Genomic DNA, 24,174 nt, shown 5'->3' on the forward strand with positions numbered 1-24,174 from the left:
GTGCGATGAACCTTTTTTATGGGTAAGTGGCAGCGGGGTGATCAATTCTCCCGCGCTTTGATATTGCCCTCTTCGTCGGAGATTACAATCTCTACCCGGCGATTTTGCTGCCTTCCGCCAGAGGTGTCATTGCTGGCAACGGGGAACTGCTCACCGAACCCTTTTGTCTCAACGCGGCTTCTGCTGATGCCCATATCGACAAGGGTATCGCGAACGGCTTCCGCACGACGCTCGGACAGGCCCTGATTGTAGGAGGCCTCACCGGTGCTATCGGTGTAGCCTTCCACCCGCACACGCCGGTTTTCATACTCGGCCATGAACTCGGCCAGCCGTCTGACAGTGGCTTCACCGGAAGACTTCAGTTCGGCCTTGTCGAGGTCGAACAGCACATCTCCGAGGGTCAACACCATTCCCCGGTCGGTTTGCTCTGCCTGCATGGCTTCCATTTGCAGGCGAAGCTCTTTGGCTTCCCGCCTGGCCTGTGCGGCTTCGTCAGCGCGCATCTGCAGTTCCAGCTCCTTGCGACGCGCTTCCGCGGAATCAATCTGCTCCTGCAGCTCTGCGCGCTCTCCCTGCTCACCGGCTATTTGTGCATGCCGGTTGGCAAGATAAGCCGCGTGTTCAATCTCGGTAACGTCCGCACCGTCCGCGAGCAGAGTTTCAGCACGGGACAATTGCTCCCTTGCGTTCCTCAACTGGCGATCACCACTGCGGGCTACGTTCGGGTCGTTGCGGATTTCCTCATAGGCGGCCCGTGCTTCATCGACCTTTGCGTTATCCTGGGGCGTGCTGGCGCAGCCTGCCACGAGGACAGAAACGCTTACTGCCATACCCAAAGTCATGTTGCGCTTGTTCATAACCATCTCCCGTTTCCGATGAGGCCTTTACTGGCGTTCGTCGATTCGCTTGCGAAGAGACTCAATATTGCGATTGACCTCATCAACCGCTTGTCTTGCTTTCGCGGTTTCCGAGCGAGCGCCGGCCAGTTGCGCATCCACGGCTGCCTTTTCGAGTAAGCGGCTTGCGTCAAGGTATTGTTCGCGATTGATCAATTCCTCGGCATCCGCAACCCGGTTCTGAGCCTGATTCAAGAGTACGGGTTCAAAATCCCTGGCATCGGACGACACCGCCTGCTGAATGGCAGACTCGGCGGACCGGAGTTCACCATCCGGCCGCTCAACCGAACTGGCACAGCCCCCGGCAATGACAGCGATGCTGATTACACCTGCAGCACCTAACATCGAAGTATGCTTGCTCATGCACAATCTCCTTCCAGTGAGGAACGGGGCGATATAGCCCCGTCCAGACTCTTGTTGGTACTTGTCTTTGGCGATACCCCTGAAGGCTCCGCCAATTTACGCACCTAGTGCTACTGCTACGCATAAGATTAGCAGCGGGATCTGATTACGGCATGAAGGTATGGAAATAAACTTGGTAGGGAGAGGCGTCGCTACAACGGATCTGTTGCCGAATGCGCCACAAAAGGTTGCGGGTGCGGGGGGTGGGCTTTGGGCCGGTAAATGACAGAACGGTAACCACCGAAACCCGGCAGCTACCGCTTATTGGTGTGGTTCAGCGTATTTTTGTGCCGCTGGATTGGGCCCTGGAGAGGGTGGTTCCAGTGGGCGGACGGTAGTGAAGGGAGTAGATAATCCGGTCCAGCACGGCCTGACCATTCCAGGCAGGGTCGTTGTTGACCATGCCGACAATGGCCCAGGTGGTGTCGGTGTCGTCGCGGGTGAAGCCTGCAATGGAGCGCACGTTCTCAAGGTAACCTGTCTTGATGCGCCCTTTGCCGTCCAGGCCGGAATTCCGCAGCCGTCTGGCCATGGTGCCATCCATCGCAATCAACGGCATGGAGGCCATCAGGTCCGAAGCGAAAGGGCTGTTCCAGGCGTGCTGTAGAATCTGCGCACCCTGGCGCGCTGTAATACGGCCGTCGCGTGTCAGACCCGCACCGTTTTCGATCACCAGGCCAGCGGTATTGACGCCTTTTTCCTGTAGCCACTCGTTAACGACGCGAATACCGGCCACACGATCGTCTTCTTCATCTTCCAGGCGATTCTCGGCACCGATGGTAAGAAGCAACTGGCGAGCCATCACGTTGCTGCTCCACTTGTTGATGTCCCTAACCATCGTTACCAGATCCGGAGACGTGGTCCTCAGCAACAGGCGGGCGTCATCCGGCGTTTTGGCCAGCAGGCTCTTACCGTTGATGTCGATACCCATGTCTGACAGCAGTGAACGTATCATGGATGCGGTGTACTGTTCGTGAGGCAGAAGCGACAGATAGGCCGTGGTGCGGCAGCCCTGCGGTAATTCGCCTGACACCCGAACGGTGACCCGGTGATCCTCGTGGAAAAACGGCTCCCAGGTAAAATGACGGCGAGCGGGGCAGGGGGCTTCCGCAGTAGCGATCACTCGATTGTCGATCACCACGTCGTTCAGTGAAGGCGCGCTCCAGGCCTGTGTTCCGCGTTCATCTGCGCGAACCTGAAAGTGAACGAGGTTGAGATTGCTCAGGTATGGCGACGGCTTTACCAGAAACGGAGCGTGGGGGTTGTCACCGTTGTCGTCGAAAACGGGTTGCTCGTCTGCGATGCGGAACACATCACCGTCCAGCACCAGGTTGCCGTTGATGGCACTGATGCCCATGCCGCGTAATTCGTTCAGGGTGCTCCAAAGGCGCTCAATGGTCAGCTTGGGATCGCCGCCCATGTCAACGTAGAAACTGCCGTTGAGGGTATCGCCAACAAGCTCGCCATCGGTGTAGAAGCTGGTGTCCCAGTGATAGGTTGGCCCCAGGATTTCCAGTGCCGCATAGGTAGTGACCAGCTTCATGATAGAGCCAGGGCTCATCAAGGCATCCGCGTTGATGTATTGCTCAATGCCCGGCCCATTCATGGGTATGGCCGCCAGGCTCAGCGCCTGTTCGTCGTTCAGGGATTCGGTGGCGTAATCCCGCACCTGGTTGCTCCAGGTCTTATTGGTGCCACCAGCCTCGGCTGACTCCGAGGCAAATGCACAGGCAGACCCGACTGCCAGGACTGCAGCCATGGAGGAGACCACCATGCCACGGGCCACTCGACCATGCTGGCGGATAGTTCCATAACGGGGCGTGTTCAGGTGGCGTCGTGCCTTCAGCAACATGGTGTGGCGCTCATTGATTCCAGGTGCATTAACAATAGCCCATATTCTACGCGTGTACTATGTGGAAAGGCTCTACATGACGTTAAAAAATGCCAGTAGGGGCGTTGTTTATATTGCGTTTTTGTTAACGGATGTAAGCGCCCATGCTAATCAACTGGTTAGCATTTGTACAACCTATTGATTAGTATGATGGAAACAGGGAATGGAGTGAGTATGGCGCGCGAACTGACTCGACGGCGATTTCTGGCTGCCATGGCCGCGGCAGGTCTTTCATGTCGAATGCCTGCGCTGATGGCTGCTCCGAAGAGGGATGCGATGATGAATCCCATTCCTTCCTCCGGCGAACGATTGTCAGCCGTTGGCATGGGTACCTGGCGTACCTTCAATGTCGGTGGTGACCAGTACCTGATTAATCAGCGTACCGAGGTACTGAAAACCTTTTTCGACCTCGGTGGCACCCTGGTGGACTGCTCACCCATGTACGGCTCGGCGGCAGAGGTGATGGGCGAGGCGCTGGACACCCTCAATGCCCGTGACAAACTGTTTTCCGCCACCAAGATCTGGACCGGAGACGGTGATGCAACCCGGCAACAGGACCGGGAATCCCGCAGGAAGTGGGGCATAGAGCGATTTGACCTGCAGCAGGTACACAACCTGGTGGCCTGGCAGCAACACCTGGCAACCCTCCAGCAAATGAAAGCCGATGGCGACGTTCGCTATATCGGCATCACTACCTCCCATGGCCGCAGGCACGGGGATTTCGCACGCATCATGGAGACGGAACGGCTGGACTTTGTGCAATTGACCTACAACGTGCTGGACAGAGAGGCGGAAGACCGACTGCTGCCTTTGGCGAGGGAACGCGGGATCGCCGTGATTGTGAACCGGCCTTTCCAGGGCGGGCGACTGTTCCGACGCTTCCAGTCCGAAACGCTGCCTCCCTGGGCCGATGAGGTAGGCTGCCGCAACTGGGCGGAGTTTTTCCTGAAGTACATCCTTTCCCACCCGGCGGTTACCTGTGCCATTCCGGCCACCACCAGCGTTGAGCATATGAAGGAGAACATGGGCGCCCTATACGGTGCTTTGCCGGATGAGAAACAACGGCGCCGAATGGCGGCCTATGTCGCAGGGCTGTGATGGGGACCACCTGGCTCAGCTATTCCCTGGCGGATTTCCTGATGTTCGGGCCGGAGGTGTTTCTTCGGCTCTTTGTGCGCATCAACCAGGACATCTGGCCATGGCAGGGAGTTGCGGTGGTGATGGTGATCGCGATTGGCACCTTACTGGTACGTGGGGACGCGATGGCGAGGCGCAGTGCACTGCTGCTGGTGGCCGCGGCGTGGCTATGGAGCGGGGCCGGCTTCCTGATGCATTACTACGGGCCGATCAATCTGCCGGCAATCTGGTTCGGCTGGGCCTTTGTCCTGCAGGGTGCTTTACTGACGGTGGCGGGGCTGTTCTGGCCCTGGAATGCGGCAACGAACCGGCCGATATGGTCTCGCTGGCTGATGGGCATCGGCTGGATCGCATTGATGGGGCTGTCGCCTCTCCTCGCAGTCGCTCAAACCGGCAATGGTCAGGCAGCAGCGCTGTTCGCCGTTACACCGGACGTCACGGCGTTGGGCGCGGTGCCCTGCATGCTGCTGTTTCCCCGCCGGGTGCGGTGGCTGTTTCTATTATTACCACTGATATGGTCACTGTTCAGCGTGGCGACCCTTTGGACATTAGGCACCTGGGTGCTGGCGGTCATTCCGGGTACCACGCTGGTGTTGGCGGCGATGGCCTGCTTCGTCAGTCCCAGGCAGGCGCGAAATCCGGATTAGCGATCCGATCACCACGGTCCAGGCCGTCAATTTCCGCAATTTCATCCTCGCTGAGCGTGATGTTCAGCGCGTCGAGGTTGGACTTCTGGTGCTTGGGTCGGGTTGACGACGGAATCGGTACCACCCCTCGGGAGGCCACCCAGGCAATGGCAATCTGCGCAGCAGACGCATTGTGTTCGCGGCCAATGCGAGCCAGGGTTTCATCGTCCATGACCTTACCCACCGCCAGCGGCATGTAACCGGTTACGGTAATGCCCAGCTTCTGGGCATGCTCCACCACCTTGCGGTTGGCCAGGAACGGATGCACTTCCACCTGGTTGGTGAAAATCGCCGTGTCACCCAGTATTTCCTTGGCCTTGTCCATTTGCGCGCAGGTGAAGTTGGACAGCCCGATGTGGGTGGTTAGCCCTTCGCGTTGCGCGTCGCGCAGTGCACCCAGGTATTCCTCCATGGGGATGGCGTCGCCCGGCGATGGCCAATGAATCAGTGTGAGGTCGACATGGTCGGTCTTCAGTCGCGACAGGCTGTCGTGCAGGCTGTTGATCAGGTCGCTGTGCTGGAGCTGGTCGTGCCACACTTTTGTGGTCAGGAAAATCTCCCGTCGTGGAATACCGCTTGAGGTAATACCATCGCCTACTTCAGCCTCATTCCCGTACATCTGGGCGGTATCGATATGCCGGTAGCCAAGGGAAAGGGCACTCTTCACGGCGTCTCTTGCATCGTTGCCCTTCAGGCGGAATGTACCCATACCGATGTTCGGAAGTGTGCTGAATGCCATAGTGTCCTCCTTCGTGAACGCTGTGACTTATATGTGGTGCCCGCCCGCTGGTTCTTCAAGTGGCGGGTGGTTATCATACCGGCCTTCGAAACCCGCAAGCGAAACCATGGTTGAGGTCACGTTATGCTGACAGGGCAATGCCTGTGCGGCGATATAAAACTTGAATACGACGGCCCTCTGGGGCCGATTGCCCTGTGCCACTGTAGCCAGTGCCGCCGGGCTCACGGTAGTGCATTTTCCGCCAGTTCGCCGATCCAGAAAATCCGTACCCGTTTTACAGCGGGTGAGGACCTGATCCGTGAATACGAATCCCGGCCGGGAAAGTACCGCGGGTTCTGCCCCAGGTGCGGTAGCCAGTTATACAGCCGCGTGGATGCCATCCCCGGTATACTGCGCCTGCGGGTGGGCATGATCAATGAGCCCCTGGAAAAGCGGCCGGCATCACACGTTTATGTGGGCTCCAAGTCGGACTGGTTCACCATCACCGACGATACTCCGCAGTTTGAGAAAACCGAGAGAACCAACGATCCTCACTGACGCTTCGCTGGTTTCCTCGTCGAACTATTCTGCTGGAACTATCCGGTAGACCTTGCCGTTGTCCGCGTCCGTCAACAGCCATAATGCACCGTCGGGCCCCATTCGCACATCACGGATGCGTTCGCCCAGGTCTTCCAGAAGATCTTCTTCTTCCCTGACCGTGCCGTTCTCAATGCTCAGGCGCACCAGCTTCTGCATTTTCAGGGCGCCCACAAACAGATCTCCCCGCCACTCCGGGAATTCGTCACCGGTATAGAATGCCATGCCCGAGGGGGCAATGGACGGGTCCCAATAGTGCAGCGGGTCGGTCACGCCCTCCATGGTGGTTTTGCTGGTGATGGGCACTCCGGAGTAGTCGATGCCATAGGTGACGTCTGGCCAGCCGTAGTTGTTACCCGCACGGATGATGTTGATCTCGTCGCCACCCCTGGGGCCGTGCTCATGGCTCCAGATGTCGCCTGTTTGCGGGTGAATGGTCATGCCCTGAATGTTGCGGTTGCCGTAGGTGAAGAAGGTGTCATTCACTGACGGGTCGTCGACAAACGGATTGCCCGGCGCGGGGGCGCCGTCAACGGTCAGGCGGTGAACGCCGCCAGCATCGTCATCGGTGGCCTGGGCACGGTCCATTTCACCCCGGTCGCCCACCGCGACGTACAGATTGCCATCGCGATCAAACTCCATGCGGCCTGCGAAATGACGGCTGGTGTTGCCTCGGGGGAGGGCCTCGAAAATCACTTCAACCTCTGACAGCCGGTCGCCGTCCAACGTTGCACGAGCCACTCTGGTCGTCAGCCCGTCGCGGCTGATCTTATGGGCGTAACTCAGGAACAGAGTGCGATTGTTTTCGAAGTCCGGATGCAGGATCACATCCAGCAGGCCACCCTGGCCGGAGACCACCAGCTCGGGAACACCGGCAATTGGCTTGTCCTGCAATTCACCATTCTCGATTCGGCGTAGCCGGCCTTCGCGCTCGGTCACCAACTGTGAACCATCGGGGAGAAAGGCGAGGCTCCAGGGATGTTCCAGGCCTTCCGCGACCGTATCCAGACGAAATTCGGCTTTGTCTGAGCTGAACGTTTGCCCGAAGGCTGGCCCGGCCGCTGCCAGCCCAGCCAACGCCAGTAGAGTCGCGATGTTGCCGAGTCGGTTCATAGATTGATCTCCCTCCGCCAGGTTATTCCTGCATCGATAAAGTCTAGCATTTGATACGAACGGAATGGCCGGCAGTATCAGGCGATAACATTACGACCATGACGTTACAAGAACGCTAATGAGAACTATTAACATTTGGGCGAGTATCATGTACAGTTACTTCAATATCAACGGGAACCATCCATACCCATGGACACAAGGAGACGTACAATGACCCCGGAAGAGGAAGCGATTGAAGGGCTGAAACTGGCCGCCGGCGCCGGTGTGTTTGTTCTGATCATAGCCAGCCTCCTGGTGCTCTGGTGACACGTCCCGTCGGTCACGCTTTACCGTGCCGGCTTAGCCCCCACAAGAAGTAGACGCCACCAACCAGCGCAGCCAGCAAGCCCGCCGGTAACTGGTTGGGGAAGACCACAATGCGTGACAGGTAGTCCGCCAGGGCCAACAGAAGGCCACCCACCAACCCGGCCACGATCAATTGCCTGCCAACGGTTTGCTGCCCCAGTACCCGTGCCAGGTGCGGTGCAATGAGCCCTACGAAACTCAGAGGGCCAATCACCACCGTAGCCGATGCAGTCAGTACCGCGGCAAGCAGCAGCAGTAGCAGGCGGGCTTTAGTGACCGGAAGCCCGAGGGACGATGCCGAAGTATCTCCCAGAGGCAAGAGCGTCAGGGGTCTTACGATCAGCGCCAAAACGCCGCAGATAAGAAGGATGAATCCCAGCAGCCCAAACGCTTCGGTTTCGGAAACCAGCCAGGTGGAACCGTACATCCAGTTCAGCAGTTGTGACGCGACGGTGCCGCCGGAGGCCATGACCAATCTCAGCCCCGCATCCATGAATACATACAGGGCCAGGCCGCCCAGCAGCAGTTGGTTACCGGCGAATCGATGTTTTCGGGCCAGGAGAATCAATAACCCGAGTGCGCCGGCCGCGCCGAGCGTCGCAGCGCCAAGCTGCCCGGCCCGGCCTACATCCGCGCCGGTGAGCACGATAAGAACCATGGCCAGCGCGGCGCCGCCGCTGATACCCAACATCTCCGGGCTCCCCATTGGATTACCCGTCATCCGCTGAATCAGCGTGCCGGCGAGACCCAATGCGACCCCTGCCAGCATGGCGGCCAACAGGCGCGGGCCGCGCCACACCCAGGCATTGTCCCATTGGGTGACAGGTGTCCAGTTCCAGCCATCCAGGCCCGGGGACCAACCCATGGAAACGACAACGGTCAGTGCGATCAGCCCGGTCACGATACCACTGACCAGCAACGGCGCGCGCCGCCTGGGCTGGAAGCCCGCAAGGTTGGATTCCTGCCCGGGCATGTGATGGGTGTTTCTGAAACCCTGTAACGCCAGCAGGATGATGGGGCCGCCAATGAGGGCCGTGGTGGTTCCCGTCGGCACCAGGGAGCCATCACCCCAGGTAGATGCCCAATGCGCCAGGGTATCCGCCAGCAGCAATAGCCCACCGCCCATGAGCGTGCTCCACAGGATGCGACTGGCTAATGTACGCGCGCCCAGCAGGCGAGCCAGTACCGGCGCTGCCAGCCCCACAAAGGCCACGACGCCCACCCGGCTGACAACCGTTGCCGTCATCAGTACCACCAGGAACAGAGCCAGTGCCCGAATAAGCCCGACCCTGGCACCCAGTGAACTGGCGGACGACTGCCCCAGTTGCAGCACCTGCAACGGGCGCATCAGCAGCAATATCAGCACCGAGATGACCAGCACGCGGGGCCACAGCTCCATGAACGGCCCCCAATTGTTCTGTACCAGTGAGCCGGCGCCCCAGATGAAAAGATTGCCCAGCCACTCACCTTTGAGCAGCAGAAACGCCATGTTGAGGGCGCCCAGGAAGAAGGTGATGACAAGGCCGGCAAGGATCACCGTCACGGGTGAAAAACCAAGCCGCCACGTCAGGACGATCACCATGCCGATGGCGATGAGGCCACCTGCAATGGCCACCAGATCCGGGCTGAAGGCCAGTAAACCGGGCGCGAACAGCGTGGCAACGGTCACCCCGAATTGGCCACCCGCTTCCACACCGAGGGTGGTGGGCGAAGCCAGCGGATTGCCCAGCACCTGTTGGGTAACCGCCCCGGCCAGCCCCAGGCCGCAGCCAATCAGGATGGCGATGGATACACGCGGCGCCCAGCTGAAGTGAGCCAGAACCGATGAATAGTCGTCCGGATTGAAGGCCCAGAATGCTGACACCACAGCACCGGCATCCAACTGGTTGAGCCAGGGAGCGGCGCTGGCAAGTAACGCGCCCAGCCAGAGGAGTGTGGCGGCGATGGGCAGCCTGGCGGGCATGTCAGGCTGGGAAGCAGGCATGCCGGAGGTGCTAGCGTACATTGTCAGAGCCCCCGGCCAGCAGGCTGTCTGTCAGCATGGTGGCCAGCCGTTTCACCGGAAAAACCCCGCCAAACGGCCAGATGGCGTCGATCTCGTAAACCTGATGGCGGTTGACCGCTGGCAGGTACGTCCAGAACGGGCTGGCGGCCAGGGTGTCTGCAAGCCCGGGGGCGGTGGGCGCAATCACCACAATACGGCTGTCTTCATAAGGAGCTATGGATTCCAGGCCCACCACCGAGAAGCCCCAGAAGTTGCCTTGCCGGGGCCAGGCGTTTTCCAGCCCGAGGGCATTCAGGGCACTCTGGTAAAGGCCGTTGGGGGCATAAATACGCACGTGGCGGGCGTCCATGAAATTAACCAGTGCAACCGGCCGGTCTGTCAGTCCCGCCGCTTCCAGCCGGCGGCGTTGCGTTTCCAGAGTGGTGTCAATATCCGCCAGAATCGATTCGGCGCGAGCCTCGCGGCCCAGCATCTCGCCGAGGGTGGTCAGCATGTCACTGGCTTTCTCGAAGGGTTGACTGCCCTCTTTGTACACACTGATAACGTAAGTGGGGGCGATACGCTCCAGCAGTTTTGCGGCGGGCGCCATTTCGGCACTGGTAACAATCAGATCCGGTTTGAGTTCGGCAATGGCTTCGAGGCTGGGGGCGACGCGGGTGCCGATGTTGGCAACCTCCTCTGGAAGCTGCGGCTCATTCACCCACACGTCATAGCCATCGCGGTCAGCGACGCCCACGGGCGTCACGCCCAGCAACAGCAAGGCTTCTGTGGCGGCCCAGTTGAGGGCAACAATCCGCTCAGGTTGCTCGTCCAGGGTGAGGGTGCCGCCTTCATGCTGCCAGGTGCCGGCGCTGGCGGGCAGCGACAGAGCACCAATGAACACCATGGCAATCAGGGTTTTAGCCACACGCTCAGTGCACATACGAGACCCACTGGCCCGGCGCCCGCTCCATCACCCCCATTGGTACGCCGTAAATGGATTCCAGGATTCCCGAGTCCATGATGTCGCGTGGGCTGCCATCTGCAATCAACCGGCCGCCTTTGAGGGCCACCAAGCGGTCGCAGAAGCGGGCGGCCAGGTCGACATCGTGCAGTACCACAATCACCGTCAGTTCCCGTTCTTCGGCCAGGCGGTGCACCAGGCGCAGGGTTTCCACCTGGTGTTTGACGTCCAGGGCGGAAATCGGCTCGTCCAGCAGCAGACAGCGGGTTTGTTGCGCCAGCAGCATGGCAATCCAGGCGCGCTGGCGTTCGCCGCCGGAGAGCGTGTCCACAGAGCGGTGCTGGAAGTGGTCGAGCCCGGTATCGTGGATGGCCTGGTCGATGAACTGGTGGTCTTCGCCGGTATAGCGGCCTAAAGGCCCGCGCCAGGGATAACGCCCCAGGGCAACCAGTTCCCGTACGGTGAGGCCGTCCGTGCCCGGTGGATGTTGGGGGAGGTAACCGACCGTACGGGCGAATTCCCGCGCGCCGGTGGTCCGGAATGAGCTGCCAAGAAGGCTTGCATTGCCCGAAGAAGGCGACATCTGGCGGGCCAGCACTTTCAATAACGTGGACTTGCCGGAGCCATTGTGACCGAGCAGGGCAGTGACCTCGCCTTCACGAAACTCGATGTTGATGTTGTCAAGGATGGCAGCGTCACCAATGTGCACGCCCAGGCTGGATACTTCAAAGAACGCAGACATGCAGGCTCCCATGGATCTGAGGGCCTGCAGAATAATCTAAATGCGAATTACTATCAATGTGTGCCTGGCAATGTATGGCGTGCTGTCAGGCCTGACCGGTCTGTACGCGCCATTGTGCGGAATAGGGGCCGTTGTTCTCCAGCAGTTCCTCATGGCGGCCGGATTCCAGAATGCGCCCGCCGGCTACCACGGCAATGGTATCGGCATCCACAATGGTGGACAGCCGATGCGCGATCATGATCACGGTGCGATTGTGCCCAATCCGCTTCAGGGAGCGCTGGATGGCCGCCTCGGTTTCGTTGTCCACGGCACTCGTGGCTTCGTCGAGCACCAGAATGGGCGGGTCTTTCAGCAGTGCGCGGGCCAGTGAAAGGCGCTGGCGCTGGCCACCGGAAAGCCGAACTCCTCGTTCACCCACGGCGGTGGCAAGCCCTTCGGGCAGTGCCTCGATGAATGACCAGGCCTCCGCCGTCCTGGCCGCTTCGATAATCTGTTCGTCACTCGCGCCGGGGGAGCCGTAGGCGAGATTGTCACGAATGCTGCCCTCAAACAGGTATACGTCCTGGCTGACCAGGCCGATGGCCTCCCGCAGGGACTTCAGGCTGACGGACTGGATGGGCTGGCCGTCGATGCGGATCTGGCCGCCCGTGGGGTCGTAGAAACGCAACAACAGCTTGATCAGTGTGGACTTACCGGAACCGGTCGCCCCGACCAGCGCCAGGGTATTGCCGGCTGGTACCGCTACCGAAATGTCGTCGATACCGGCACCGCTGGACGGGTAGTGGAAGCTCACGCCCTCGAAGGTGACTTCGCCCTTCACCGGCTGTTCCAGCGTTTTGCCGGATTCATCCCGAACGTGAACCGGCTCAGCCAGCAGGTCCAGGATGCGGCGGGTGCTGGCCATGGCTCGTTCAAACAGGTCGATTACTTCCGCAAGGCCGGTCAGAGGCCACAGCAAACGTTGGGTCAGGAACACCAGCACGCCGTAAGCACCGACGTTCAGAGAGCCTTCCAGGGCCATCATGCCGCCCACGGTAAAGGTGGCCAGGAAACCCGCCAGGATCGCCATGCGGATCACCGGAATAAACGCGGAGCTGATGCGAATGGCCCGGCGGTTTGCGTCCACATAGGCTTCACTGCTGGCTTTCAGCCGCTCCGCTTCCCGGTTTTCGGCTGTGAAACTCTTGATGGTGGCAATGCCGCCCAGGTTGTTGGCCAACCGGCTCGACAGGTCACCGACCTTCTCGCGCACGTCGGCGTACAGCGGGCCAGCCTTGCGCTGGAAGTAGAACGCGCCCCAGATAATCAGCGGAATGGGAGTAAACGCCAGCAGGGCAATGAGTGGCGACAACACGAAAAACACAGCGCCTACGGCAACGACCGTCACCACCACCTGAATCATGGCGTTGGCGCCGCCATCCAGGAAACGCTCCAACTGGTTGACGTCGTCGTTCATGGTGGCGACCAGTTGCCCTGAGCTGCGGGCTTCAAAGAAGCTCATGTCCAGCTTCTGGGCATGCTCGTAGGCGTCTTGCCGCAGGTCGGACTGCAGGCGTTGAGCCAGGTTGCGCCAGAGGATCTGGAACAGGTACTCGAATATCGATTCGCCGGCCCAGATAAAGAAGGTCAGCACAGCCAGGATGGTGATCTGCTCCTGAGCGGTCTCAAAGCCCAGGCCCGCCACAAAGCTTTCTTCCTTGTTTACCACCACGTCGATGGCGATACCAATCAGGATCTCCGGTGCGATATCGAACAACTTGTTGATGATGGAGCAAGTGGTGGCGGTAATGATCTGGCGACGATAGCCGCGAGCGTATTTCAGCAGTCGGCCCAGGGCGGCAAAGCTGCTGGTGGTGTGGGGGGAAGACTGTGTCATGGTTCGCTCCGCTTGCGCCAGAAAGCGGCAAGCGTAGCGGATTTGTCGAGAATTTAAAATGGAATCATTATCACCTACTGGCGTTCTGTTGCAGCCAGCGGTCAAGCTTGTCGGCGAATTCCTTGCGGTCGGTCTGGCTGAAGGGCGCCGGGCCACCGGTGACCTGGCCAGCATTGCGCATTTCTTCCATGAAGTTGCGCATAGCCAGGCGCTGGCGGATATTCTCTTTGGTGAAAGCCTGGCCGCGCGGGTTGAACACGTCCGCGCCTTTTTCGATGGCTTCGGCAGCCAGGGGGATGTCCTGGGTGATCACCAGATCGCCTGTCTCCATCTGGTCAATGATGTCGTTGTCGGCCACGTCGAAACCCTGGGGTACCTGCCGGCGTTTGATGTAAGGGCTCGGGGGCAGGTTAATGGCGTGGTTGGCGATGAAGGTGGTATCGACCTGCCAGCGGGTGGCGGCGCGGCAGAGGATTTCCCGAATGGGCACGGGGCAGGCGTCGGCGTCGACCCAGATTGGCATGTTTGGTTCCTTTGTTGGTTCGGTGCTTGGTGAAGTTTACCTTTTGATGATGTGAGCCTGGTAGGTTTGGGGTGCGTATTAATTACGTGGTTGCATGCTTTGCGGGTGGAGGATCGACAAACTTATGAAAACTCACAGTGTTCTTACTGCACTTCTTGTGTTTTCGCTGGGGCTGATTTCCCTTTTTGCAGGAACTGCGTACGCCGATGAATCAGAGGCCTGGGAGGCTCTCCGGGAAGGCCGGGCGGTTTTGATGTTGCGACACGCCCTGGCACCGGGAACAGGCGACCCCGCGAACTTTGATGTCGACGATTGCAGCACGCAGCGAAACCTGAATGCCGAAGGGCGCGAGCAGGCGCGGGCTTGGAAGGTCTATTTGGCGGAGCATGGCGTTGAGGAGGCCAGGGTCTTCAGCAGTCAGTGGTGCCGCTGCCTCGATACCGCGCGGGGAATGGATGTGGGGCCGGTGAAGGAGATGATGTCGCTGAACTCGTTTTTCCAGAACCGTAGCAACTCAGACATGCATACCCAGCAGACCATCGCCATTGTGAATGAAATGGAGCCAGGCCTGCCAGTGGTGCTGGTATCCCATCAGGTAAATATTACGGCACTGACCGGCATATACCCATCGTCGAACGAGGGAGTGGTTATGGCACTGCCGTTGTCAGAAAACCCGACGATACTGGCGCGTGTGTCGCCGGGGAGTTAGGCGCTCAAATCCAGGGCTCGATGTTCCCTATCTATCGGTCAACCGGCCTTCAGGCGTGGGAGGTCGTACACCTCCTGCCCGCTCAGGTGAAGGTATTTCTGGATCACCAGCAGTGCAATGGTCTGTTCCATCTGCTGATCGAAAAACTTCTCTACATACCGGTTGGCGTTGGCAATGATGGCCTCTGCCTGTTCAGGGTGATTCTGGTAATAGCGTACTTTTTCCGGCAGGTCAGAGTGGTCATCGGCCAGTTCCACATAGTGATAACCGGGCACCAGTGAGCCTTCCATGAACCAGGTTTCAAAGCGGGGCCGGCGCATCAGGCACAGGGAGTTGGAGGCCATGATCCACTTCAGGTTCGTCGCCACATCAATGCCTTCCACGCTCACCACAAACTGGTGCTGCAGCTGTTCCTCAATGCTCATGAAGTCCTTGTGGTAGGGCTGGGGTGCGGGTTCCTTATGTTGAGTGCAGCCAATATCGCAGAGGGGGTGGTCATTAAAGCGGGTAGCAAATTCGATGCGGTGCTGGCGGTTGGACTTGCCGCGCCACACCGCCAGGGGCTTCTTTTGGCGGAAAGGTGTCGGGTCCTCTACAAACTGGTAATGCCGAACCGAGTTGAGTTTGAGCAATACTGAGTTACGGTTGGAGGCATCACGACGTACCGGGCGGCTTTTCACGAAACGGGGTTCGTTCGGGATTTCGGTTACATCACCGAACTGGTAGTCCACTTTTCGGTTCCGGGGGAAACACTGGATCAGATTGCGAAAATCGAAGCAGTAGGCGCTGCTTTTGCCGGCGAAGGTAAAGTCGCCGGCGGGTTCGGCGGTTGCTGGTAGCGTGAACGGGTTTGAAAGGCGATTGTAGTACGCAACCCTTGCGTCAATCGCCGCTCTGCGTTCGCCCGTCATCGCCTCGTATTCCGACATCAGCAGGTCGCACTGCCATTGCCAGTAGGCTCGAGGAACCAGGGAGCGCACCGCGTTTCCGGAGTAGTAACCCAGTTTGTGCAGGTTCTTGGAAAAATTGTCACCGACTCGCATTGTTGTCACCAGACGTTGGTTGAGGCGCGCCTTCCGCAGCACGCAAGGGCCCGAAATAGGTCAGGTAGACACCACTAAAACAGCAAAGTGTGTCAGGAGGATTAAATGAATGAGCGATCTTCAAAACCCCTGTCGCCGGTGTTGGCCGGGCCTGTTCTCCGGCATACCTCTCTCAACCGGCTTACGCTCTGGCTGGTCGGCTCCTGTGCGCTCGCCCTGAGATTGCGCCTGTATCTGCAAGATGCGGATGAGCCATGGATGGACCGGGTACTGACAGAGAAGGACGTCACCAGGGTGCGATTCGGCGCCTCCGCCTACCTCTATCTGATCGACGTTGAATTGAACGACTCGTTGCCGGCAAACACCCGCATCGGGTACGACCTGGGCGTTTCGGACGACACCGTGGATTCGGTCGGGAGCGACGAGCGATGGATACGGGAATGGGCGCCACACCTGTGCCTGCCGGGCGCCGAGCGGCCTGACTTCGTGATCCGGGAGCGATTGGACCGGATCGCCCATGGTTCCTGCCGGCGGCCCCATTCCGCCGCTTCCGACGGTATGGTGAGAGTGGATCAATCGTTACTGGAAGCCGAAGGCGATATCGCCGACCGGCCAGCATTGTTGTTGATGACCGGCGACCAGATATACGCGGACGACGTGGCTGGCCCCATGCTGCGGGCCATACACCACCTGATCGATCGTCTGGGTTTGTATGAGGAAACGCTCTCCGGCGGTTCGGTCAGCGACAGCAAAACCCTGCGGGAAAACGCAGACACCTACTTTCACAGGGAAAAGCTGCTCCCGGATGTGCGTAGCAATGAAGCGTTGATCGAGCGATTCTTCGGCGGTGTGCGAAAACCGGTGTTCACCACTGCCAGTGCCCACAACCACCTGATTTCCTTCAGCGAAGTGATGGCCATGTACCTCTTGGTGTGGTCGCCTGTGTGCTGGGAACTGGTCGAACGGGACCAGCCTGCGCTGGCTTCCAAGGATGCCGCCGTTTTTCAGGACCAGCAGGCCGCCATCGATGACTTCGTCGCTGGCCTGCCACAAGCTTCCCGGGCGCTGGCACACTTGCCTACCTACATGATCTTTGACGATCACGACGTGACCGACGACTGGAACCTGTCTGCCCTTTGGGAAACCACCACCTATGAACACCCGTTTTCCCGGCGCATCGTTGGCAATGCCCTGGTGGCCTACCTGTTGTGCCAGGGCTGGGGCAACAACCCTGACGTCTTCGATGACATCATGCCGGCCATCAAGGAACTGGCCGCCTCCGCAGAGCAGGGTGGCGTGTTTAATCACGCCGGGCAGGACCAACTGATTGATGATCTGCTGCAGTTTCAGCAATGGCACTACTCCCTGCAGACGTCACCTAAAGTGGTGGTGCTGGATACCCGCACCCGCCGATGGCGAAGCGAGCTCAATCGGGCGCGGCCTTCCGGCCTGCTGGACTGGGAAGCGCTGACCGAATTCCAGCAGGATGTGATGGGCGAAGACGCTGTCATTGTGGTGTCGCCTGCGCCCATGTTTGGTGTAAAACTGATTGAAGCCATCCAGAGTGTGTTCACCTTCTTCGGCAAACCCTTGGTGGTGGACGCTGAAAATTGGATGGCCCACCGGGGTGCTGCCAACGTTCTGCTCAATATCTTCGGCCACTCCCGCACACCGGAAACCTTCGTGATTCTCTCGGGTGACGTACATTACTCATTCGTCTACGATGTTCGACTGCGGCACAGGCCGGAACGGCCCAGAATCTGGCAAATTACCAGCAGCGGCCTCAAGAACGAATTCCCCCACACCCTTATGGAGTGGCTGGATAGGATCAATCGCTGGTTGTACGCGCCCTGGTCCCCGCTGAACTGGTTTACCAAGCGCCGGCGCATGCGAGTGAGCCCCAGGCTGCCCGAGGGGCGTGATGCTGGCGAACGGCTATGGAACAACGCCGGTATCGGCTTGGTAGAGCTGGATGGAACCGGTGCGCCAACCAATATCCAGCAACTGAATTCGCGCTCTGGCGGCACACGTTTCCTGAAACCGGAACGCCACGGCCCCGACGACCATTCCCACTAAAACAACCATTGAAAAGGCAGAAACACCGTGAACCCACTCAAAAAACTGGCCGCCAGCGCCCTGATCGCCTGCAGCACCCTGATCGCCACACCCGCACTTGCTCACGACTATTCCAACGAAAACGTCACCATCGACCACCCCTGGAGTCGCCCAACACCCCCGGGTGTGCCCGTGGGCGTTGGCTACATGGCCATCACCAACCACAGCGATAAAGACATCACCTTCACCAGCGCCACCACACCCAGGGCGAAGAACGTCTCCATTCACGAAAGCGCGATGAAAGACGGCACCATGACCATGCGCCCCCTGAAGGACGGCCTGACCATCCCCGCCGGTGACACCGTGGAATTAAAACCCCACAGCTACCACCTGATGCTGGAAGAGTTGGAGGCACCTTTGAAAGAAGGGGAGAGCATACCGCTGACGGTAACCTTTGAAGGCGCCGAAGCCATGGAGATTGAACTGGAGGTTGCGCCGCTGGATGGGGAGATGAAGATGGAAGGGGATGGAATGGATCATTCCGGGCATTAAGCCATGCCGGTTGGAGTTATACGAACCGGGGCGTATAACTCCAAAGGCTTGATCTCAGGTTGTTGAAATAATGAAGCTTTTTGAAAGATCGCCAGGAGTTATACGGCCTTGTGGGAATGGAATTATACGAACGCGTTCGTAAAACGTCGGTTCCCGAACTTTGGAGGCGTGATTTAAGTTTATGAACTATATTGGGTTTTTGGGGCTTTGTTCGGGAAGGTGTGTGGAGTTATACGAATGCTGGATATACGCCCGGAGTTTTGCGAACGAGTTTGTATAACACGCTGTTAAATCAGTAGTGATACCGGAGCTGGGCGACGAGCAAAGCGTCATCCGTGACCTTGTAAACCATTCGGTGTTCTTCGTTGATTCGCCGAGACCAGTAACCAGCCAGGCTGTGTTTGAGAGGCTCAGGTTTACCGACACCTTCAAACGGTTCTCGCTTGGCCTCTTTAATCAGCTTGTTGATTCGGTTAAGGATCTTTTTGTCGGTTTTCTGCCAGTAAAGATAGTCTTCCCAGGCGTTTTCGGAGAAGAGTAGTTTCATTCAAGAAGTTCCTTTTCTTGACCACCGCCTTGCTCCAGCTCGGCAACGGATTCCAGCAAACGCCGGGCGTTTTTTGGTGCGCGCAGAAGGTATGCCGTTTCTTGAAGCGCTTCGTAGTCCTCAAGGGAGATCATTACCACGGACTGCGACTTGCTCCGGGTGATGATCACCGGGGAATGGTCTTCACAGACCTGCTCCATGGTTTTTGCTAGATTGGTTCTAGCGGCTGTGTAGCTAATGGCATCCATAAGACATGCTCCTGTACAGGATATTGACCATGGTCAGGATACCGTACGCAAAAAGATTTAACAATTGGCTGCACAGCGACCGATTTTCTGCCGCTTCGCGGCTCCAAACCGGCGCGTGAGCCGGGCGTTAGGCATCCGAGTTACCCATGAATAGTAGACACCTTCTATAGTTAGGGTTGCCCCTAGCACGGAGGTGCTCCATGAGCCGCAAGAAGACCCAGGCCTACACCGAAGAGTTCCGTCGGGAAGCCGTTCGCAGATCCGATCAGCCAGGTAATACAGCCGCTTCGGTTGCCCGTGAGCTAGGCATTCATCCGGGCCAGATCTACAACTGGCGTCGTCAGTTCACCCGCCTGTCGGACAAGCAGTTTAACAGCGTTGATGGCGTCGATTATTCCAAGGCCGAGAGCGAAGCCATGCGCAAGCTGCGGCGCGAGAACGAGACCTTGAAGAAGGAAAACGAATTTCTAAAAAAGGTGTCTGCGTACTTCGCGAAGTCCCAAGAGTGAAGTACGCGCTGATCAGTGAATTCTGTCAGTGCTACGCGGTGCGCCTGATGTGCCGGGTGATGGAAGTGTCAGCGAGTGGCTATTATCGCTGGAAACAGCGCCCAGTCAGTTTGAGGGAACAACGCAGGGCGGAAACCGAAGCGGCCATCATGGAGACCTACGAGTGCTTCAAAGCGCGCTATGGTGCCCCACGGATCGCCCAGGAATTAACGGCCAGTGGCACACCCTGCTCGGTCAACTACGTGGCCGGGATCATGCGGGCAAAGGACATTCGCGCCCGCAATGGCAAAGCGTTCAAGTACAGCCGCTCGTCCGAGGCAATGACCAACGTCGCAGACAACCTGTTGTGGCGTCAGTTTGCCGCTGAACGGCCGAACCAGAAGTGGACCACCGACATCACGTATATCTGGGTGAAAGATCGCTGGCTGTATCTCGCCACCGTGATGGACCTGCACTCCCGCTACATCGTTGGGTGGTCACTGGATATGAGCATGACCGAGACGTTGATTACCGATGCCCTGAGCATGGCGTATGGCCGCCGAGAGATTAGTCCAGGGCTGATTGTGCACTCGGATCGGGGTGTGCAATACCGCTCAGTGGGCTATCAGGAATACCTGCGCTCCAAAGACTGTGTGCCCAGCATGAGTCGGAAAGGGAACTGTTGGGACAACGCCCCGATGGAATCGTTTTTCAGTCGATTGAAGGTGGAGCTGGTCTATGCCGAGTGTTTCGAGTCGATCGCGGCGGCCAAATCCGCTATCTTCGAGTACATCGAAGTGTTTTATAATCGAAAGAGAAGACACTCCGCTTTGGGCTATCTCAGCCCGGTGGAATACGAGCGCAGATGCGCATAACCGAGTGTCTACTTTTCGTGGGTAGGACCAGAGATAAGGATGTCCGTAAATATTGAGGTGGCTGAGACCGCCGAACAGTTTGATTTGGGTGGTAGGTTGATTCGTGCATATGCAGAATTTCTAGGGCTGGATTTGGAGTTTCAGGGCTTTTCCAGTGAGTTGGCATCGCTGCCAATAATGTACGGTCCACCCAAAGGTGCGCTATTGCTGAGCTCTTTTGAGGGAGTGCATGTTGGTGCTGTCGGCCTCAGAGAGTTCGAGCCCGGAGTTGCTGAGATGAAGCGGATGTATGTTTTGCCAGACTACCATGGCATGGGTATCGGTAAAGCTCTGACTGAAGCTTTGCTCTGTCAGGCGAAGGAAATGGGTTATGGTTCAGTGCGACTCGACAGCGTTCGTGAGCTTGATAAGGCCTTGCGGTTGTACCAAGCTTTTGGCTTCAAGGAAATCGAGCCGTACCGGTTCAACCCTCACCCAGAAGCTGTATTCATGGAGTATAGAATCTCTTAATTATCGAATTGAGTTATGGAAGCGTTACACATATTGCAGGAGGCATCGTGATAGTCATATATGGAATCAAAGAACACCTTAACCCGGTCAAAGCTCAGCTCTCTAAGGTCATTCACGGATGCATGCAATCCGTACTCGGAATGCCGGAAGACAAGCGGGCTCATCGTTTTATCCCTATGGATGCCGAGGATTTTTATTACCCAGGTGGCAGAACTCCAGCCTACACTGCCATAGAGATCAATATGATGCAGGGGAGGGCTCCAGAGACCCACAAGGCTTTGATCAAGGAACTTTTCAGAAAAATTGAGTCTGTGGTTGGCATATCTCCTGTAGATATCGAAGTGACAATTAAGGAGCAGCCTGCCCATTGCTGGGGATTTCGGGGTATGACTGGAGACGAGGCACGTGACCTTAAGTATTCAGTCAATGTGTAGCAGGTCGCTCAAGTACGTTTTGGGCCTCCGGCCTCCACCGAATGCCTTTTCGTTAAGCCACATGGGCGCTGCCAAACAAAGGTGCTGAGTAATAGTCTAAAACACGGAAGAGATGGTTATGATCAGGGATGTGGTCTTCCCCGCAGATAGCGATGAGTTAAGAAAGCTTATTCTCGAGTATGCAGATTGGCTGGGTATCGATCTTTCCTATCAGGATTTTGAGGGAGAGATGGCCTCGCTCGAAGCACTGTTCTCGCCGCCTAGCGGCCAATATACATTCGCAATAGAAAGTTTTCGTATCGCCGGTGGTGTTGGGTTTAGACGGATTGACGAGTACACAGCCGAGGTGAAGCGCCTGTACGTACGTCGACAGTATCAGGGTAAGGGACTCGGGCGTGTGCTCATGGACAATCTGCTATTGAAGCTGAAAAGAATGGGTTATACCCGAGTCGTTTTGGATGCCGTGCCTCCTACGAAAAAAGCCCAGGAACTATACGAGTTAATGGGCTTTGAGGAAATCGAGCCCTATTTTTTCAACCCGACGCCCGGCACCAAATTCTATGGCCTTGATCTGCAGAGTTATGCCCTGGAGTCAAATGCTTAACGAGGTCAAGAGACGCTACTGATGTGGCGCACATGTTGCCCGTTTCATCCCAATGGATGCTGAGGACTTTTACTATCCAGGTGGTAGATCACCCGCTTACACGGTTATTAAGATTAATATGATGCAGGGGCGCACCTCGGTGATTCGGAAGGTTCTAGTTAAGGAGTTATTCAGCAAAATCGAGTCGGAGGTTGGCATTCGTTTTGTGGCAATTGGAAAAGAGACTTGAATGACAGCAAAATTTAGCCAAGCGAAAGAAAAAGCTTTTAAGCACGGGTTACCCGCGTTGGCGCAATATTCTATCTTGCGTGATTCTTGTGCTACTCGCTACGGGGGCAGTTTCGGCTTGGTGGTATGCGTATTACACAGCAACTGACGTAGAGTGCCACAAAGGTTTTCTGTATTTCTCAGTCGTGTGGCTGGTTGTGCAATGGGTGGTGATCGGGTATTTATTCCGATATCAAAATATTCCGGCCTTTGCGCGGGGCGGCATCAAGTTACTGATACTTCTTGGTAATGTGTGGTTTGGGCTTTTCATTTTTTCACTCCAACCGTGTGCCTCATAGGTCAAGCACATCACCAGAGACTATGGTTTCGACCCCCAAGCCTCAAATAAAGGCCATCTCACCTTGCTGCCAGTAGCAAATAGCAAGCTGCGATGGTAATTCTCTATACGTGTCGGTGGACGCGCTAAAGTAAGCCACTACACCCTGACCCTGCATCAAAGGAATGAATCGGATGGCGAGTGAAAGCTGGTTGTTAGTTGGTGGACTGGTCGCCATCGTTGTAGCGGTTGTCCATTCAGTGCTTGGCGAAGTTCTGATTTTCCAGCGAATGCGTAAAGAGACAATTGTCCCAACGCAGGGGCAGCCGGTCCTGAGAGAGCGTTACGTTAGAATTTTGTGGGCCACATGGCACATCGTTTCTGTATTTGGTCTGGCCATTGCGGGGGTACTCATTTTCATGTCTCTTTATCCGGTCACCGATGTCCGAGGCTTGTTTCTCCGAGCGGTGGCAATTTCAATGGGCGTGTCCAGCGCATTGGTACTTTTCGCAACCAAAGGAATGCACCCGGGATGGGTTGGGCTGCTGATCGTGTCGATATCAGCGGCAATGGCATTTTGAGAATGCTGCATAAACACAGCAATATTGAGGTCTAGTAAGTTGAGAAGAGTATTAATGAGCGCCTGCCTTCTAGGGAAACGGGTTCGATACGATGGTGGGAGCCTTTCGATGAATGATCAGCTTGTAGAGACCTGGATAACAGAAGGTCGGGTTGTTTCAGTGTGTCCCGAAGTTGAAGCCGGAATGAATATCCCAAGGATGCCTGCGGAGATTTACGGAGGAAGCGGAAACAGTGTATTAGATGGCGAAACCAATGTTGTTGAGAAAGACGGAAATATTGTTACCGACGATTTTATTGCAGGTGCCTCGATTGCCTTGGAACTGTGCAAGAAATTCAACATTGAAATAGCGATACTGGCCGAGTCTAGTCCCTCTTGCGGAAGTTCATTCATCTATGACGGTAGCTTTTCAGGTAACCGAACTTCAGGAATGGGGGTTACGGCTGCGTTGCTACGTCGTCATAACATTCAAGTGTTTAGTCAGTATGAAATAGCAGATGCTCACAAGGCCATCCACGCGACAAGTGCCTGATGACAATGTTTTGAGACTGTAGATAAAACCTGAAATCCCCCGGTTTTGATGGGGTCAGGCAGAAGAGGGTGCCGAGCCAGTGGCGACTATACTGCCTGGTTAGAGCTAAATGAACCTCAATCTGCGGGAGACAAAATGAAGGTAAAACGAATCGTTACCAACATAGCGGCGGCAACCCCCTCCGAAGCAGAGAAATTCTACTCGGCTATTTTTGGGCTTAAGGTTGTGATGGATCATGGATGGATAAGAACCTATAGCTCGGGCGAGGAAATGACCACTCAGGTAAGCGTGGCATCGGAAGGTGGCTCCGGAACGCCAGTTCCTGATCTGTCTATCGAGGTTGATAACCTGGAGATCGCTTTGGAGAGAGTGAAGAATGGAAATATTGAGATTGAGTACGGCCCGGTAAGTGAGCCCTGGGGTGTCCGCCGGTTCTATGTTCGTGATCCGTTCGGGAAGCTCATCAATGTATTGCAGCACGAGTAACCGTTGGATTCCTGGAGAGCTCCCCAAGTTTCACAGAATAGAGCTTTTATGTAGTTGAAAAGTTAAACAACTTGAGGTCTTAGAAGAAGGGGA

Annotated in this window: 28 protein-coding genes; 15 read left to right on the plus strand and 13 right to left on the minus strand. The window is 57.1% G+C overall.

Annotated features, from left to right (window positions below):
- Positions 1-41: 41 nt before the first annotated feature.
- The 3 genes from B2590_RS11575 to dacB all read right to left on the minus strand — a co-directional run bounded on the left by B2590_RS11575 (position 42) and on the right by dacB (position 3,150).
- The gene (locus tag B2590_RS11575) at positions 42-857 is read right to left on the minus strand and encodes an OmpA family protein (protein WP_136633122.1); all 816 of its coding nucleotides are present in this window, start codon (positions 855-857) and stop codon (positions 42-44) included.
- Between the two features lie 27 nt (positions 858-884).
- Positions 885-1,259: a DUF4398 domain-containing protein gene (locus B2590_RS11580; RefSeq protein ID WP_136633123.1), complete on the minus strand. Its 375-nt coding sequence runs from the start codon at positions 1,257-1,259 to the stop codon at positions 885-887.
- 313 nt (positions 1,260-1,572) lie between these two features.
- On the minus strand, positions 1,573-3,150 hold the full coding sequence (dacB, locus tag B2590_RS11585) for a D-alanyl-D-alanine carboxypeptidase/D-alanyl-D-alanine endopeptidase (RefSeq protein ID WP_286811729.1): 1,578 nt from the start codon (positions 3,148-3,150) through the stop codon (positions 1,573-1,575).
- A 213-nt stretch (positions 3,151-3,363) separates the two neighbouring features.
- Here dacB and B2590_RS11590 point away from each other — a divergent pair, with 213 nt between their 5' ends.
- Both B2590_RS11590 and B2590_RS11595 read left to right on the plus strand, forming a co-directional pair.
- The gene (locus tag B2590_RS11590) at positions 3,364-4,287 is read left to right on the plus strand and encodes an aldo/keto reductase (RefSeq protein WP_286847949.1); all 924 of its coding nucleotides are present in this window, start codon (positions 3,364-3,366) and stop codon (positions 4,285-4,287) included.
- Complete coding sequence (locus B2590_RS11595; RefSeq protein WP_036204298.1) at positions 4,287-4,973, plus strand: DUF6064 family protein; 687 nt, start codon at positions 4,287-4,289, stop codon at positions 4,971-4,973. Before B2590_RS11590 ends, B2590_RS11595 begins: the two co-directional genes overlap by 1 nt.
- Here the strand turns inward: B2590_RS11595 and dkgB are convergent.
- On the minus strand, positions 4,942-5,751 hold the full coding sequence (dkgB, locus tag B2590_RS11600) for a 2,5-didehydrogluconate reductase DkgB (protein ID WP_041335107.1): 810 nt from the start codon (positions 5,749-5,751) through the stop codon (positions 4,942-4,944). The two genes, B2590_RS11595 and dkgB, sit on opposite strands and share 32 nt — an antisense overlap.
- A 123-nt stretch (positions 5,752-5,874) precedes the next feature.
- Here dkgB and B2590_RS11605 point away from each other — a divergent pair, with 123 nt between their 5' ends.
- A complete protein-coding gene (locus B2590_RS11605) occupies positions 5,875-6,288 on the plus strand; it encodes a GFA family protein (protein WP_036204302.1) in 414 nt (137 codons plus the stop codon).
- A 24-nt stretch (positions 6,289-6,312) separates the two neighbouring features.
- On the opposite strand, the gene B2590_RS11610 is transcribed toward B2590_RS11605, so the two are convergent.
- The 6 genes from B2590_RS11610 to B2590_RS11635 form a co-directional block, all read right to left on the minus strand.
- Positions 6,313-7,440 (minus strand): PQQ-dependent sugar dehydrogenase, encoded by a 1,128-nt coding sequence (locus tag B2590_RS11610; RefSeq protein WP_036204303.1) that lies wholly within the window; start codon positions 7,438-7,440, stop codon positions 6,313-6,315.
- 319 nt (positions 7,441-7,759) lie between these two features.
- Complete coding sequence (gene fhuB / locus B2590_RS11615) at positions 7,760-9,790, minus strand: Fe(3+)-hydroxamate ABC transporter permease FhuB (RefSeq protein WP_286811727.1); 2,031 nt, start codon at positions 9,788-9,790, stop codon at positions 7,760-7,762.
- Positions 9,780-10,712 (minus strand): iron-siderophore ABC transporter substrate-binding protein, encoded by a 933-nt coding sequence (locus tag B2590_RS11620; protein ID WP_036204309.1) that lies wholly within the window; start codon positions 10,710-10,712, stop codon positions 9,780-9,782. Before B2590_RS11620 ends, fhuB begins: the two co-directional genes overlap by 11 nt.
- Positions 10,702-11,475: an ABC transporter ATP-binding protein gene (locus B2590_RS11625; protein WP_041336165.1), complete on the minus strand. Its 774-nt coding sequence runs from the start codon at positions 11,473-11,475 to the stop codon at positions 10,702-10,704. The genes B2590_RS11620 and B2590_RS11625 overlap by 11 nt, the downstream gene beginning before the upstream one ends.
- Positions 11,476-11,560: 85 nt before the next feature.
- Positions 11,561-13,351 carry an ABC transporter ATP-binding protein gene (locus B2590_RS11630; protein ID WP_041336163.1) on the minus strand — a complete coding sequence of 597 codons (1,791 nt, stop codon included), beginning with the start codon at positions 13,349-13,351 and terminating at the stop codon, positions 11,561-11,563.
- A 70-nt stretch (positions 13,352-13,421) separates the two neighbouring features.
- Positions 13,422-13,874: a YaiI/YqxD family protein gene (locus tag B2590_RS11635; RefSeq protein ID WP_041336161.1), complete on the minus strand. Its 453-nt coding sequence runs from the start codon at positions 13,872-13,874 to the stop codon at positions 13,422-13,424.
- Between the two features lie 124 nt (positions 13,875-13,998).
- Here B2590_RS11635 and B2590_RS11640 point away from each other — a divergent pair, with 124 nt between their 5' ends.
- Positions 13,999-14,583, plus strand: a complete 585-nt coding sequence (locus tag B2590_RS11640; protein WP_041336157.1) for a histidine phosphatase family protein — start codon at positions 13,999-14,001, stop codon at positions 14,581-14,583.
- 38 nt (positions 14,584-14,621) lie between these two features.
- On the opposite strand, the gene B2590_RS11645 is transcribed toward B2590_RS11640, so the two are convergent.
- A complete protein-coding gene (locus B2590_RS11645; protein WP_041336153.1) occupies positions 14,622-15,626 on the minus strand; it encodes a glycosyl transferase family 90 in 1,005 nt (334 codons plus the stop codon).
- A 105-nt stretch (positions 15,627-15,731) separates the two neighbouring features.
- On the opposite strand from B2590_RS11645, the gene B2590_RS11650 reads away from it, so the two are divergent.
- Both B2590_RS11650 and B2590_RS11655 read left to right on the plus strand, forming a co-directional pair.
- Positions 15,732-17,702, plus strand: coding sequence for an alkaline phosphatase family protein (locus tag B2590_RS11650; RefSeq protein WP_278366808.1), 1,971 nt, complete (start codon positions 15,732-15,734; stop codon positions 17,700-17,702).
- A 27-nt stretch (positions 17,703-17,729) separates the two neighbouring features.
- Positions 17,730-18,233 (plus strand): copper chaperone PCu(A)C, encoded by a 504-nt coding sequence (locus B2590_RS11655; protein WP_286811726.1) that lies wholly within the window; start codon positions 17,730-17,732, stop codon positions 18,231-18,233.
- Between the two features lie 292 nt (positions 18,234-18,525).
- Here the strand turns inward: B2590_RS11655 and B2590_RS11660 are convergent, their stop codons facing one another.
- Positions 18,526-18,780 carry a Txe/YoeB family addiction module toxin gene (locus B2590_RS11660; RefSeq protein WP_286811725.1) on the minus strand — a complete coding sequence of 85 codons (255 nt, stop codon included), beginning with the start codon at positions 18,778-18,780 and terminating at the stop codon, positions 18,526-18,528.
- Positions 18,777-19,028, minus strand: a complete 252-nt coding sequence (locus B2590_RS11665) for a type II toxin-antitoxin system Phd/YefM family antitoxin (RefSeq protein ID WP_012137510.1) — start codon at positions 19,026-19,028, stop codon at positions 18,777-18,779. Before B2590_RS11665 ends, B2590_RS11660 begins: the two co-directional genes overlap by 4 nt.
- Positions 19,029-19,228: 200 nt before the next feature.
- On the opposite strand from B2590_RS11665, the gene B2590_RS11670 reads away from it, so the two are divergent.
- From B2590_RS11670 to B2590_RS11710, 9 genes are all read left to right on the plus strand, one after another.
- Entirely contained in the window at positions 19,229-19,537 is a 309-nt protein-coding gene (locus B2590_RS11670; RefSeq protein ID WP_041333525.1) for a transposase, read from the plus strand.
- Positions 19,492-20,391: an IS3 family transposase gene (locus tag B2590_RS11675; protein WP_144402177.1), complete on the plus strand. Its 900-nt coding sequence runs from the start codon at positions 19,492-19,494 to the stop codon at positions 20,389-20,391. The genes B2590_RS11670 and B2590_RS11675 overlap by 46 nt, the downstream gene beginning before the upstream one ends.
- Before the next feature lie 39 nt (positions 20,392-20,430).
- Positions 20,431-20,901 (plus strand): GNAT family N-acetyltransferase, encoded by a 471-nt coding sequence (locus B2590_RS11680; protein ID WP_286811724.1) that lies wholly within the window; start codon positions 20,431-20,433, stop codon positions 20,899-20,901.
- A gap of 47 nt (positions 20,902-20,948) precedes the next feature.
- Positions 20,949-21,335, plus strand: a complete 387-nt coding sequence (locus tag B2590_RS11685) for a tautomerase family protein (RefSeq protein WP_286811723.1) — start codon at positions 20,949-20,951, stop codon at positions 21,333-21,335.
- A 118-nt stretch (positions 21,336-21,453) separates the two neighbouring features.
- Positions 21,454-21,939, plus strand: coding sequence for a GNAT family N-acetyltransferase (locus B2590_RS11690; RefSeq protein ID WP_286811722.1), 486 nt, complete (start codon positions 21,454-21,456; stop codon positions 21,937-21,939).
- 46 nt (positions 21,940-21,985) lie between these two features.
- Positions 21,986-22,168, plus strand: a complete 183-nt coding sequence (locus tag B2590_RS11695) for a tautomerase family protein (protein WP_256713615.1) — start codon at positions 21,986-21,988, stop codon at positions 22,166-22,168.
- A gap of 509 nt (positions 22,169-22,677) precedes the next feature.
- Positions 22,678-23,064, plus strand: coding sequence for a hypothetical protein (locus B2590_RS11700; protein ID WP_041335290.1), 387 nt, complete (start codon positions 22,678-22,680; stop codon positions 23,062-23,064).
- Positions 23,065-23,103: 39 nt separating this feature from the next.
- Positions 23,104-23,595 carry a DUF523 domain-containing protein gene (locus B2590_RS11705; protein WP_227662312.1) on the plus strand — a complete coding sequence of 164 codons (492 nt, stop codon included), beginning with the start codon at positions 23,104-23,106 and terminating at the stop codon, positions 23,593-23,595.
- A 135-nt stretch (positions 23,596-23,730) separates the two neighbouring features.
- Positions 23,731-24,081 carry a VOC family protein gene (locus B2590_RS11710; RefSeq protein ID WP_041335296.1) on the plus strand — a complete coding sequence of 117 codons (351 nt, stop codon included), beginning with the start codon at positions 23,731-23,733 and terminating at the stop codon, positions 24,079-24,081.
- Positions 24,082-24,174: the final 93 nt, after the last annotated feature.

Source organism: Marinobacter sp. UBA3604 (assembly GCF_002375325.1).
GTDB classification, from domain to species: Bacteria; Pseudomonadota; Gammaproteobacteria; order Pseudomonadales; family Oleiphilaceae; genus Marinobacter; species Marinobacter salarius.